Raw genomic sequence first — 11,627 nt, forward strand, 5'->3', positions numbered from 1 at the left:
TCCCGTCCCTGCCGGCGGCGAATCCTCGCCCCGCGCCGGCGGGTTGGACGGAGCCGTCCGCATCCGCCTCGGCGCCGTCCGGGTTGAGCTTCCCGCACCCGTCGCCGATCTGGCCCTCCCGCAGGTCGTGCCTCGTCATCCGGCGCGGTCAAGGCGGACGGCCTTGTCGTACGACTCCCTGGCGTCAAGCAGTTCGTCCCAGTGTTTCTCCGTCCAGGCGCAAGCGACCGCTATCGGTTGGAGCATGCTGCGGCCCAGCGGCGTCAGTTCGTACTCGACATGTGGGGTGGCCTCGGCGTAGACGGTGCGCTTGACCAGACCGTCTCGTTCGAGGGACCGCAGCGACTGGGTCAGGACCTTGGGGGTGACGCGGCTCAGCGGCACGCGCAACTCGGAGAACCGGCGCGGCCCGTGCTCGAGACAACGGATGACGAGCGCTGCCCACTTGTCGCCGAATCGGATCGGATTGAGCGAGGACGGGCACAGTTCGTCGAACATGTCGGCGGGCAGCGGCTCCCTCATGGCCTCACCCTAGCCGGTATCCCGGTGGTAACCGGGGCCCTCGATAGCCTTCGAGAACTGGCCTGGGCACGGGCTCCGGCCCTGGTGAGAGGCGGTTCGTCATGAACATCGTGGTCTTCGGCGCCGGCGGCCGGGCCGGGCGGCAGGCTGTCGCGGAGGCGCACCGACGTGGACACCAGGTCACCGCTGTGGTGCGCGACCCTTCCGGCCACAAGGACCTGACCGACGTGCGGGTCGTGGCAGGCGACGTCACGGACACGGCGAGCATCGAACATGCGGCCGTTGCGCACGATGCCGCCATCAGTGCCGCCGCGGATCTGTCCGTGCCACCACACGAGTTCTTCACCGCGTCGTCGCGCGCCCTGACCACCGGCCTGGCCGGCGCGGGCGTGCACCGCCTCGTGGTGGTCGGGCTCGCATCGGTCATGCCTGGTGCGTCCGGCGCTCTTCTGATGGACGAGCCCGGCTACCCGAACGAGTACCGCTCCTTCTCCCTCGGCCACGCGGCGGGCCTCGACGAGTTGCGGAGGTGTGACCTGGACTGGGCATACGTGGCCCCGGCGGGCGACTTCGACCATGAGGGCACGCGCACGGGCCGGTACCGGATCGCTGAGCACGGCGACCCGGCCAGCCGGATTACGTACGCGGACCTGGCGATCGCACTGATCGACGAGATCGAGGCGCCCCGCCATCACCGAGCCGCCGTCAGCGTGCGGGAGGCATGACATCCGAGGTGGGCAGGTTTCTCCTCGGATTCGGTGGTTCTGACCGCGGAAAGCGGGCCAGAGTCCTCCGGGGCGGGCGTCGTGGGGCTTGGCCCGGAGCGCGGCGGCGACTTTCTGGTTGCCGGCGATGCGGAGGGCGCGCGCTCCTCGCCCTGGCCGACGGCCTCACGGTCCAGGTGGTGGCGGGCCATCACTCCCCGGCCGTGGCGCTGGCCATCCTCCAGCGCAACATCGACCACCTGCTGGAAAACCCGCCCGGCCGCGGCTGACGCGTCCGGGCCGGGACATCGGCACCGCATCGGCCTCCGGGTCCACCGCCCGCTCGCGTAGCCGCGCCCGTCTCGTCCGGCGGACCGCCTGCCACTGCTCCGATCGTCGAGGGCGGCCGCCGCGCCGCTACGTCAGTTGGCCCACGGCGGCACGATCCGGCTGCCGTCGGCCAGTTCGGCCTCCAGGCCGACGGACGTGGTGACCCAGGAGAGCGCGGTGTGGTCGGTCGGGTTCTCGACGGCGAGGGTGGCGCCGGGGTTGACGATGACGGTGTCGCCGGCGCGGATGCGGTCGGTACGGCCGTCGAGGGTGATCAGGAGTTCGCCGACGAGCAGGAGGAAGATCTCCTCCCGGGTGACGGTGTGGGCGGGGGCCTTGGTCCCGGCCGGTATCTCCCCTCGCCAGGCGCACAGTTCCTTGCTGCCGGTGCGGGGAGTGGCGTAGGAGACGAAGCGGGCGCCGTGGATCTCGTGGGTGACGGCCTCGGCGGAGCGGACGACGGGCATGGATGCCTCCCGGGCAGATGGTCAAGTAGGTTGACTATATAGTCAAGCTGCTTGACCGATTCGTCAAGGGTGTTTCAATGCCTCCGTGCAGAACTCCGAGGCCATGGCCCTGTCCGCAGCCCTGCTCGCCACAGCCGGTGAGCTGACCCAGCGCATCAATGAAGGGGTCGTCGCCCGCGGTTTCGAGGGGATCAGGCCCGCTCATGGCTTCGCCTTCGCGCGGCTCGCCCCGGACGGGGCCACCGTCACCGAACTCGCCGTGCACCTCGGGGTGACCAAGCAGGCGGCAAGTCAGCTTGTCGATGAAATCGTGCGCAGGGGGTATGCCGAGCGCCGGCCGCACCCCAGGGACGCGCGGGCGCGGCTGATCGTGCTCACCGAGCGGGGGTGGGCGTGCACGCGGGCCGCGGAGGCGGCGGCCGCGGAGGTCGTCCGGGGCTGGGGCGATGTGCTGGGGGAGAGGGAAGTGCGTGCGTTGTGGGACTGTTTGTCCCGTATCGCTCCCTACGGCCCCCTCAGGCCCAGCTGGTGACGCACCGTCAGGCGAGTGGTGCGTGAGCGGTTACCCGGAAGTTTTACCGACGCGTAACTTCACGCTTGCACTACTCGTCCGTAACTTGATGAGTGAACAGCATCCTTCGTGATCCGGATCACAGGGCGTAAGGCCGTCGTACCTCCCTTGAGCCGCAAGGAGATCACCCGATGCTGCCCTGGAAACGAGTGCTCAGACCCCTCACCGCGCTGCTCCTCGCCGCCGCCGTCGCCACCGTTCCCGCCGCCACCGCCCACGCTTCCAGCGCCCCCACCACCGGCTGGAACGACTACTCCTGCCGCCCCTCCGCCGCCCACCCCCGCCCGGTGATCCTGGTCCACGGCACCCTCGGCAACTCCGTCGACAACTGGCTCTCCCTCGCCCCGTACCTGGAGGACCGCGGCTACTGCGTCTTCTCCCTCGACTACGGCCAGCTGGACGGTGTCCCCCTCTTCTACGGCCTCGGCCCCATCGACAAGTCGGCAGAGCAACTCTCCGCCTTCGTAGACAAAGTGCTCGCCGCGACCGGCGCCGCCAAGGCCGACCTCGTCGGCCACTCCCAGGGCGGCATGATGCCCCGCTACTACCTGAAGTTCCTCGGCGGCGCCGCCAAGGTGAACGCCCTCGTCGGCCTCGCCCCCGACAACCACGGCGCCACCCTCAGCGGTCTCACCAACCTGCTGCCGTACTTCCCCGGCGCCTCGGACCTGATCAAGGCCACCACCCCCGGCCTGGCCGACCAGATCCCCGGCTCCGCCTTCCTCGCCAAGCTCAACGCGGGCGGCGACACCGTCCCCGGAGTGCACTACACGGTCGTCGCCACCAAGTACGACGAGGTGGCCACGCCCTGGCAGAGCCAGTACCTGAGCGGCTCCGACGTCCACAACGTCCTGCTCCAGGACCTCTGCCCGCTCGACCTCTCCGAGCACGTGGCGATAGGGCTCTTCGACCGGATCGCCTTCCACGAGGTGGCCAACGCGCTCGACCCGGCGCACGCCACCGGCACCACCTGTGCGTCGGCGTTCAGCTGAGCCGCTGCCCAACTGAACGCCGCCGGGGCCTGTCCGACCTGAGCCGCCGGTCAGGCCCCGGAACCATGAGGGATCAGCGCCGCGGCGCTCGCCGCCGCACCGACAGGAAGAGCGCGCTGGAGCCCAGCGCCAGGGCGGCCGCCCCGCCGATCGCGAGGTACGGCGTGGAGCCGTCGCCGCCGGTCTCGGCGAGCGTCGGCCCCTGGCTTCCGGCGGACTCGGGCGCGTTGGCCTCCGTGGCCTCCGTGGCCTCCGTGGCCGGTGCGGCCGACGTGCTCGCGTCGTCGTCGCCGTGACCGCCGTGCTCGATCGTCGACTTGTCGGCACCGTCCGCGATCTGCTCGTCGGTGGGGGCGGAGGCGGCCGGGGCGGCGCCGGTGGCGGTACCGGCGGCTCCGAAGTCCACGTCCGAGCAGGAGTAGAAGGCCTCCGGGCTGTCCGAGCGCTGCCAGATCGCGTACAGCAGCTGGCGGCCGGTGCGCTCGGGAAGGGTGCCGGAGAACGTGTAGAAACCGCCGGCGGCGACCGGGTCGGTGGCCGTCGCCACCGGGTGGTCGAGGTCCAGGTCCGCCCAGGCCAGCGGCTTGGCCGGGTCGTAACCGGCCTTGGTGAGGTACACCTTGAAGGTGCCCTTGTGCGGCGCCGTCACCCGGTACCTGAAGGTGTACGACCCGCCGCTGACGTTCGTCGCCGGCCAGTCGGCGCGGGCCAGGTCGAGGCCCTTGAACTCGTCGTTGTCCGCGCTGCACAGCCTGCCGTCCGGGATCAGCGCCTGGTGCTGCCCGTTCGCGTCACCGATGCGGATGCCGTTCCAGTCGTAGAGGGCCTGGGTGCCACCGGCGGCGACCGCCGCCTTGCAGGCATCCGACTTCGGGCTCTCCGGGTTCTCCGCGTAGCACTGGGCGACCCGGCTGACCGGGTCCCCCATCGTGCCGTGCGCGGACGCGGGTACGGCGGCGAACATGACCGCACCCACGCCGAGCACGACGGCGGCAGCGACCTGACGGCGTGTTGCGAGCATGCGGAGACTCCTCGGAGCGGTCCTCGGGGCGGGCCCGGTCCCGCCGGGCCGAATCCCGTGGGGGCGATCAGAAAGCTAGCCCCAAGAAGCCGTGAAATCGCCTGCTGGGAGCGGGCGACGGAGATCCTTATGGTCGTCTTAAGGGAGTGCTCAGACTGTGCTGAGGTAGTTAGCGTTCACGCCATGACCAACGACGAGATCCGGCCCGCCCGGCCCGCCGACGTACCGGCCGTGAAGGCCGTGACCGACATGGCGTACCACCCCTATGTCGCGCGGATCGGGGTGGTGCCACAGCCCATGGAGGCGGACCACATGGCGAACGTCACCGCGGGCAGGGTGTTCGTCGTCGGGGAGCCGGTGACCGGGCTCGTCGTCATCGAGGCCCACGACGACCACCTGTTCCTCGACAGCATCGCCGTCCACCCCGACGCGCACGGCCAGGGGGTGGGACGACGGCTGCTGGAGTTCGTGGACGCACGCGCGCGTGCGCTCGGCCTGCCCGAGGTCAGGCTCTACACGAACGCGCTGATGTGGGAGAACCAGAAGATCTACCCGAAGTACGGCTACGAAGTCGTCGAGCGGCGCGTGGACGGGCCGTACGACCGGATCCACTACCGCAAGCGGCTGGACTGAAGGGCCCGGGGAGCGGGCCCGGTCAGCCGTCCGGCCACCAGGTGCGTGCGATGTCCTTGCGCACCTCGGGGCGTCCGGCGGGGCGCTCGTCGGCCTCCTCGCGGATCCGGCGGCTGTCCGTCCTCTTCAGGGGCTTCTGCACGGTTGTGCGGCGCATGGCTGCCTCCTTCAGTGCCTACCGAGATCCGTGTTGTCACGGAGGTAGACGCTTTTGGCGAGAGTTCCTCATCGATGCCGGTCTGTCAGTGGTCGCTGTCACATGGATCGAGTGTCAGTGGTGGGTGTCACGCTGGGGGCATGAGGAATGAAAGTGATCGGACGGTTGCGGTGAGTGTCGACTGGGATGCCGAGGCGGCCCGGTTCGACGAGGAGCCGGATCATGGCCTCGGTGCGCCCGAGGTCCGCGCGGCCTGGGCGGAGCGGATCCGGGCGTGGCTGCCCGCCCGCCCCGCCGACGTTCTCGACCTCGGCTGCGGCACCGGCAGCCTGTCCCTCCTCGCCGCCGAGCAGGGCCATCGCGTCACCGGGGTCGACAGCTCCCCGGCGATGGTGGAGCGGGCCCGCGCCAAGCTCGCCGGCCGTGACGCGGTGTTCCTGCTCGGCGACGCGGCGGCACCGCCGGTGGGCGAGCGGCTGTTCGACACCGTGCTCGTACGGCATGTGCTGTGGACGCTGCCCGACCCCGCGCGCGTGCTCCGGCACTGGCGTGGGCTGCTCCGGCCCGGAGGGCGGTTCGTGCTGGTGGAGGGCGTGTGGGGAGCCGTCGCCCCGGTCGGCATACCCGCCGAGCGGCTCACCGCCCTGCTCGCACCGCTCGCCGCGGACGTGCGCGTGGAGCGGCTGTCCGCGGCGGCGGTGCTGTGGGGGAAGGAGGTGGACGACGAGCGGTACGCCGTGGTGGCGACGGTGTGAGGGGCGCGTCAGGACAGACGGTGTGAGGGGCGCTTCAGGACAGCAGGGCCGCGAAATCCGGCTCACGGGCCAGCGCCTCCAGCGTGTCGAGCGAGGCCGTGGCTGCCGCCGCGGCCTCCGGGTCCCGCTCCGCAAGACCGCTCTCGGCGAACTCGTCCTCGTCCAGCCGGCGTACGTCCGTGCCGTCGGCGGAGCGCCACAGGTCCAGGTCGAGGTCCTCGACGACCAGCCGGCCGCCGCTGAGTGTCGCCGGCCGGGTGACGTCGCAGTACCAGCCCTTCAGCGTGCCGTCGGCGGCCCGGACCTCCTTCACCGCGTACCAGCGGTCGCGCCAGTAGAACTCGGTGAAGACATCGCCCTGTTCGAAGCGGACGAAGCCGAAGTCGCGGGGCGTGTCGCCGGCCCAGGGGGCGCGTACGGCGATCCGGGTGCCGTCGTCGTGCAGCAGCTCGGCGGGGTAACGGATCTTCGTGCGGCCCGCCTTGACCAGCACGACGTCCACCGTGCCCGCCGGTTCAGCCGAGTTCACGGACATACCTGACCTCCGTCGCGCAGATGTCGTACCCGAACCACTTGTTGATCGCCAGCATCGGGCCGTTGCCGCTGTCGTTGCCCGTGAATGCCTCCGTGCAGCCGGCGGCACGGGCGCGGTGCAATGAGTCGTTCTTGGCGAGCTTGGCCAGACCCCGGCCGCGGAAGGCACGGCCCGTGCCGGTCATGACGGTGCCGTACCGGGTGCCGCCGTCGGTGCGGGCCGCGCTGAAGGCGGCGGGACGGCCGTCGGCCAGGACGACCGAGGTCAGCTCCCGGCTGAACAGCGGATGCCGCCAGGTCCCGGCCAGCCAGGCCTCGTAGTCGGCGAACTCCGTGTCGATGTCGCTCGGTTCGTCCAGCGTCGTCTCCGCGTCCAGGGCGAAGAGCGGGCGCGGGTCGTCGGCGAAGTCGGCGGCGGTGCGCAGCTCCACGCCGGGCGGGGGAGTCCGCAGCGGGGGAAGGGCGCCGTGCGCGAGGTCGAGACGGAGGAAGTGGGCGGATCGGCTCGCGGTGTAGCCGCGCCGCTCGGCGAAGGCTCGGTTGGACGGGGCGTCCAGGACCCAGGCGTACGAGATGCTCGCGCCGACCGCCGACAGGTGCGCCTCCGCCGTACGGACGAGGAGGGTGCCGGCGCCCCGGCCGGTGCGCTCCGGATGCACGTACACGTTGGCGAAGCCCTGGCCCGGTTCCGGGCTCTCGTGGGCGAGGCCGGCCTGGGCGGTGCCGACGACCTCGCCGTCCTCCTCCGCGATCAGCTGGCGGAAGCGGGCGTCGGGGTGGGTGTGCGTGAGGTCGTGGACCAGGGACTCCGGGGTGAACAGCATGAAAGGGAGGGCGAGCTGCCGGACCCGGGAGAAGCCCTCGGCGTCGGACCGGACGTCGGGGCGCAGGTCACGCACGATCACTGTCATGAGCCGCACGCTATGCGGGACGTGTGCTGGATGCCTCTCATTTTCCGGCGCGTGCGGGAGAATCGGGCCGTGACCTTGAAGATCCACATCGATGACAGCGCGCCGCCGTACGAGCAGGTGCGGGCGCAGATCTCCGAGCAGGCGCGGGGCGGGGTGCTGCCGGTGGGGTACCGGCTGCCGACGGTCAGGGGGCTGGCCGAGTCGCTGGGCCTGGCGGTGAACACGGTGGCCAAGGCGTACCGGGCGCTGGAGACCGACGGGGTGATCGAGACCCGGGGCCGCAACGGAACGTTCGTCGCTGCGGCCGGCTCGGCCGCGGACCGCGAGGCGTCGCTGGCCGCGCAGGCCTACGCCGAGCGGGTGCGGCGGCTGGGGCTGGGGGAGGAGGAGGCGCTGGCCGCGGTGCGGGATGCGTTGCGGGCGGCGTACGGGGAGGGCTGAGAGGAATCCGACGGTGCCGCACCCTGCTCGGCCTGAAGCGGGAAGCGTGGCGTCACCTGCTCGTGCTCGGCTCCGGTGTGCGGGTCACCGTCAGCCCTGCTGCCTGCGCCACCTTTCCGAACGCCACCGCGTCCCGGACCGCCGCTCCGCCCGGGTCGTTGTTGAAGTACGTGTAGACGTCGGCCTTCCTGGGGTATGCCGTGGCGATGCGGTCGATCCAGGTTTCCAGGGAGCGGCGGCCGTAGCGGGGCCACGGGGTGGCTCGGCCCTCGTGGAAGCGGACGTAGGCCCAGTCGGTGGTGCGCCAGAGGGGGGTCATGGGGTGGGCCTGGATGTCCGCCCAGCACAGGGCCGCGCCCCGGGATTCAAGGATCTCGCGGGTCTCCGGCGTCCACCACGAGTCGTGCCGGGGTTCGACCGCGACGCGAGTGCCCCGGGGGAAACACGCCAGGCAGGCGTCCAGCAGGCCCGGGTCCGCCTTGAGCGTCGGTGGGAGCTGGAGGAGGACCGGGCCCAGCCGGTCGCCGAGGCCCGCCGCGTGGGTCAGCAGGCGCTCGACCGGCTCCCCGGGGTCCTTCAGACGTTTGATGTGGGTGAGATAGCGGCTCGCCTTGACCGCGATCACGAAGTCCGGCGGGACCCGGTCCCGCCAGGACGCGAAGTTCTCGCGGGTCGGGAGCCGGTAGAACGCGTTGTTCAGTTCGACTGTGGTGAACCGCTCCGCGTAGGCCTCCAGCCACGAGCGCACGGGCACGTCGGCCGGGTACAGGACGCCCCGCCAGTCCTTGTACTGCCAGCCCGACGTTCCGATGAAGAGGGGCATACCCCTATCAAAGCACCGGCTAGAGGTACAGGCCCGCGTCCGCGCCCTCCCGCGCCCCCGGTACCGAGGTCGGCGTCGTGCCCCGGCGCAGTGCGTACAGCTCCGCCAGGGTCGCCCCGTCCCGGCCCACCGCTTCCTCCCGGCCGACGGCCTCCCCGCCGAGCCAGTTCACCGCTTCGCGGTGGGTCAGCGGGCCCACCTCGATCCGGGCCAGGCAGCGGCCGGGGCGGACCACGGCGGGGTGCAGCCGCTCCAGGTCCTCGTTGGTGGTGACACCGACCAGGACGTTGCGGCCCTGGCCGAGCAGACCGTCGGTGAGGTTCAGCAGCCGGGACAGCGCCTGGCCCGCCGTGTGCTTGGCCTCGCCGCGGATCAGCTCGTCGCAGTCCTCCAGCAACAGCAGCCGCCAGCGGCCCTTGCCGGCGCCGTCCTCCTCGCCGATCGCGATGTCCATCAGATAGCCGACGTCGGAGAAGAGCCGCTCCGGGTCGAGGACGCAGTCCACCTGGCACCAGTCCCGCCAGGAACGGGCGAGGGTGCGCAGGGCGGAGGTCTTGCCGGTGCCCGGCGGGCCGTGCAGCAGCAGGAGCCGGCCCGCGATGTCCTCCGGCGTCGTCTTCATCAGACGGTCCATCGCGTCCGCGACCGGTGCCGTGTAGTTGGCGCGGACCTCGTCCCAGGTGCCCGCGGAGATCTGCCGGGTGGTGCGGTGCGGGCCGCGGCGCGGCGAGACGTACCAGAAACCCATGGTCACGTTCTCCGGCTGCGGTTCCGGCTCGTCCGCCGCGCCGTCCGTCGTCTCGTTGAGCACCTTGGCGGCCAGCTCGGCGGTGGTGGCGGTGACGGTGACGTCGGCGCCCCGGTTCCAGCGGGAGACCAGCAGCGTCCAGCCGTCGCCCTCCGCGAGGGTCGCGCTGCGGTCGTCGTCGCGCGCCACCCGCAGCACCCGCGCCTCCTTCGGCAGCAGGGTCGCCCCGGAGCGCACCCGGTCGATGTTCACCGCGTGCGAGTACGGCTGCTCGCCCGTCGCGAAGCGGCCGAGGAACAGCGCGTCGACGACATCGGACGGGGAGTCGGAGTCGTCGACGTTGAGCCGGATCGGCAGCGTCTCGTGCGGCTTGGCAGACATGCCGCCATGATCCGTCACCGGGGCCCGCGGCGCACCCGTTTTCCGAAGTGGGAGGGGAGTGTCGGGTGCGCACCGAGCTTCCGGAGTATCCCGAGGAGGTCACGCGCGCGACCCCGGAGTGCACCCGATCCTGTTACACGGCTGTCGATCCCCGATACCTGCCCCCGGGGCGATTTCCGCCATTACTGTTGTCCTTGATGGGACGTCATGGGTGGAATTCGGAGGCTCGGCGGTGGCGGCTCACCGCCCTGCTCGGGGTGGGGGTGGCCGCTCTCGCCCTGATCGTGACACTGGTCAGCACACTTTCCGGGGGCGGCGCCGGCACCGCGGGCACCACCCGCGACGGCGACAAGGTGCACGGCACCCCCGCCACCCCGCCGGACACCACCGAGCCGTACGTGGGCTGGGGCTTCACCCACACCCAGTACAGCGCCGACGAGGGCAGTGCGCAGGCCACCCGGCGGGTCGAGGACCTGCTGTCCCAGGACGCCGGGCTGCCGCAGAACCAGGCCATCATGGGCTGGGGCGCCGACAACCCCGAGCCGGTGAAGGGGCGTTACGACTTCGGCGCCCTGGACCGGCGCGTCGACTTCATGCGCAGGTCGGGCGGCACCCCGGTGATCACCCTGTGCTGCTCCCCGGACTGGATGAAGGGCGGCAGGGCGGGGGTGAACAACACCGACTGGAGCCAGGCCGCCCTGGAGACCGCGCCCACCCCCGACCACTACCAGGACTACGCCGACATCGCCGCGACCGTCGCCAAGCGCTACCCGGACGTACGGCACTTCATCGTCTGGAACGAGTTCAAGGGCTTCTGGAACAACGCGAAGGGCCGCTGGGACTACGAGGGCTACACCGAGCTCTACAACCTCGTCTACAAGGCGTTGAAGGCCGTGAACAAGGACATCATGGTCGGCGGGCCGTACCTCGTCATGGACAGCTTCGACCCGCGCCAGACCGAGAACGCCTCCGCCACCCTCAAGGGCGCCTGGGGCGTCATGGACCAGCGGGTCGTCGACGCCTTCGACTACTGGAACACCCACAAGGCGGGCGCCGACTTCGTGGTCGTCGACGGGTCCAGCTACACCAACGACGACGACCTGCTGCCGGACGAGTTCGCCGCCACGGAGAAGCTGACCTACGTCAGCGAGTGGGTGCGGAAGCAGACGCACGACCTGCCGCTGTGGTGGGCCGAGTACTACGTCGAGCCCGCCGACGGCCGGGACCGACGCGACGGCTGGACCGAGGACCACCGGGTCGCCGTCCAGGCCACCGGCATGATCGCCCTGGCCGAGGGCGGCGCCGGCTCCGGCTTCTACTGGAACCCGGAGGACGAGAAGGGCGGCGACTGCGCCGGCTGCCTGTGGACGACGACCGACAGCGGGGACGGCGGGCAGGCACTGCCCATGTACGACCTGGTGTCGCGGTTCGGAAAGGCGTTCCCGCCGGGGACCAGGTACGAGACGGTCTCCGTCGCCCAGGACGACGTGCCCAACGTGCGCGTCCTCGCCAGCGACCGGACCGTCCTGGTGGTCAACACCCTCGACCGGGCGATCAGCGCCCAGGTGGACGGGAAGCGGTTCGACATGAAGCCGTACGAGGTGAAGTGGCTCACCAGGTGAACCCGGTGAGCCACT

At 71.2% G+C, this 11,627-nt stretch carries 15 protein-coding genes; 7 read left to right on the plus strand and 8 right to left on the minus strand.

Annotated features, from left to right (window positions below; all coding sequences use genetic code 11):
• Positions 1–135 precede the first annotated feature (135 nt).
• Positions 136–522 carry a winged helix-turn-helix transcriptional regulator gene (locus SSP29_RS24595; RefSeq protein ID WP_089102979.1) on the minus strand — a complete coding sequence of 129 codons (387 nt, stop codon included), beginning with the start codon at positions 520–522 and terminating at the stop codon, positions 136–138.
• Positions 523–623: 101 nt separating this feature from the next.
• On the opposite strand from SSP29_RS24595, the gene SSP29_RS24600 reads away from it, so the two are divergent.
• A complete protein-coding gene (locus SSP29_RS24600) occupies positions 624–1,247 on the plus strand; it encodes an NAD(P)-dependent oxidoreductase (RefSeq protein ID WP_089102980.1) in 624 nt (207 codons plus the stop codon).
• Positions 1,248–1,648: 401 nt separating this feature from the next.
• Here SSP29_RS24600 and SSP29_RS24610 read toward each other — a convergent pair whose 3' ends face one another.
• Positions 1,649–2,023, minus strand: a complete 375-nt coding sequence (locus SSP29_RS24610) for a cupin domain-containing protein (RefSeq protein WP_089102981.1) — start codon at positions 2,021–2,023, stop codon at positions 1,649–1,651.
• Positions 2,024–2,108: 85 nt separating this feature from the next.
• Between SSP29_RS24610 and SSP29_RS24615 the strand changes: the two genes are divergently transcribed.
• Positions 2,109–2,555, plus strand: coding sequence for a MarR family winged helix-turn-helix transcriptional regulator (locus tag SSP29_RS24615; protein WP_089102982.1), 447 nt, complete (start codon positions 2,109–2,111; stop codon positions 2,553–2,555).
• 170 nt (positions 2,556–2,725) lie between these two features.
• Positions 2,726–3,586 carry an esterase/lipase family protein gene (locus SSP29_RS24620; protein WP_089102983.1) on the plus strand — a complete coding sequence of 287 codons (861 nt, stop codon included), beginning with the start codon at positions 2,726–2,728 and terminating at the stop codon, positions 3,584–3,586.
• Positions 3,587–3,659: 73 nt separating this feature from the next.
• On the opposite strand, the gene SSP29_RS24625 is transcribed toward SSP29_RS24620, so the two are convergent.
• The gene (locus SSP29_RS24625; protein WP_089102984.1) at positions 3,660–4,607 is read right to left on the minus strand and encodes a lytic polysaccharide monooxygenase auxiliary activity family 9 protein; all 948 of its coding nucleotides are present in this window, start codon (positions 4,605–4,607) and stop codon (positions 3,660–3,662) included.
• Positions 4,608–4,790: 183 nt separating this feature from the next.
• Between SSP29_RS24625 and SSP29_RS24630 the strand changes: the two genes are divergently transcribed.
• Positions 4,791–5,240, plus strand: coding sequence for a GNAT family N-acetyltransferase (locus tag SSP29_RS24630; RefSeq protein ID WP_089102985.1), 450 nt, complete (start codon positions 4,791–4,793; stop codon positions 5,238–5,240).
• A gap of 22 nt (positions 5,241–5,262) precedes the next feature.
• Here SSP29_RS24630 and SSP29_RS60960 read toward each other — a convergent pair whose 3' ends face one another.
• On the minus strand, positions 5,263–5,397 hold the full coding sequence (locus SSP29_RS60960) for a hypothetical protein (protein ID WP_089102986.1): 135 nt from the start codon (positions 5,395–5,397) through the stop codon (positions 5,263–5,265).
• A 140-nt stretch (positions 5,398–5,537) separates the two neighbouring features.
• On the opposite strand from SSP29_RS60960, the gene SSP29_RS24640 reads away from it, so the two are divergent.
• Positions 5,538–6,152, plus strand: a complete 615-nt coding sequence (locus tag SSP29_RS24640; RefSeq protein WP_089102987.1) for a class I SAM-dependent methyltransferase — start codon at positions 5,538–5,540, stop codon at positions 6,150–6,152.
• 34 nt (positions 6,153–6,186) lie between these two features.
• On the opposite strand, the gene SSP29_RS24645 is transcribed toward SSP29_RS24640, so the two are convergent.
• Together SSP29_RS24645 and SSP29_RS24650 are read right to left on the minus strand one after the other, a co-directional pair.
• Positions 6,187–6,687 (minus strand): ribonuclease FAU-1 family protein, encoded by a 501-nt coding sequence (locus tag SSP29_RS24645; protein WP_089102988.1) that lies wholly within the window; start codon positions 6,685–6,687, stop codon positions 6,187–6,189.
• Positions 6,668–7,597: a GNAT family N-acetyltransferase gene (locus SSP29_RS24650; protein WP_089103353.1), complete on the minus strand. Its 930-nt coding sequence runs from the start codon at positions 7,595–7,597 to the stop codon at positions 6,668–6,670. Before SSP29_RS24650 ends, SSP29_RS24645 begins: the two co-directional genes overlap by 20 nt.
• Positions 7,598–7,666: 69 nt before the next feature.
• Between SSP29_RS24650 and SSP29_RS56265 the strand changes: the two genes are divergently transcribed.
• Positions 7,667–8,038: a GntR family transcriptional regulator gene (locus tag SSP29_RS56265; RefSeq protein WP_167449998.1), complete on the plus strand. Its 372-nt coding sequence runs from the start codon at positions 7,667–7,669 to the stop codon at positions 8,036–8,038.
• Between the two features lie 52 nt (positions 8,039–8,090).
• Here the strand turns inward: SSP29_RS56265 and SSP29_RS24660 are convergent, their stop codons facing one another.
• Positions 8,091–8,861, minus strand: coding sequence for a DUF72 domain-containing protein (locus SSP29_RS24660; protein ID WP_089102989.1), 771 nt, complete (start codon positions 8,859–8,861; stop codon positions 8,091–8,093).
• Between the two features lie 19 nt (positions 8,862–8,880).
• A complete protein-coding gene (locus SSP29_RS24665; protein WP_089102990.1) occupies positions 8,881–9,990 on the minus strand; it encodes a DUF5925 domain-containing protein in 1,110 nt (369 codons plus the stop codon).
• A 197-nt stretch (positions 9,991–10,187) separates the two neighbouring features.
• Between SSP29_RS24665 and SSP29_RS24670 the strand changes: the two genes are divergently transcribed.
• Positions 10,188–11,612 (plus strand): GH39 family glycosyl hydrolase, encoded by a 1,425-nt coding sequence (locus tag SSP29_RS24670; protein WP_089102991.1) that lies wholly within the window; start codon positions 10,188–10,190, stop codon positions 11,610–11,612.
• The last annotated feature ends 15 nt before the right edge of the window (positions 11,613–11,627 follow it).

Source organism: Streptomyces hyaluromycini, assembly GCF_002217755.1.
Taxonomy (GTDB): Bacteria; Actinomycetota; Actinomycetes; order Streptomycetales; family Streptomycetaceae; genus Streptomyces; species Streptomyces hyaluromycini.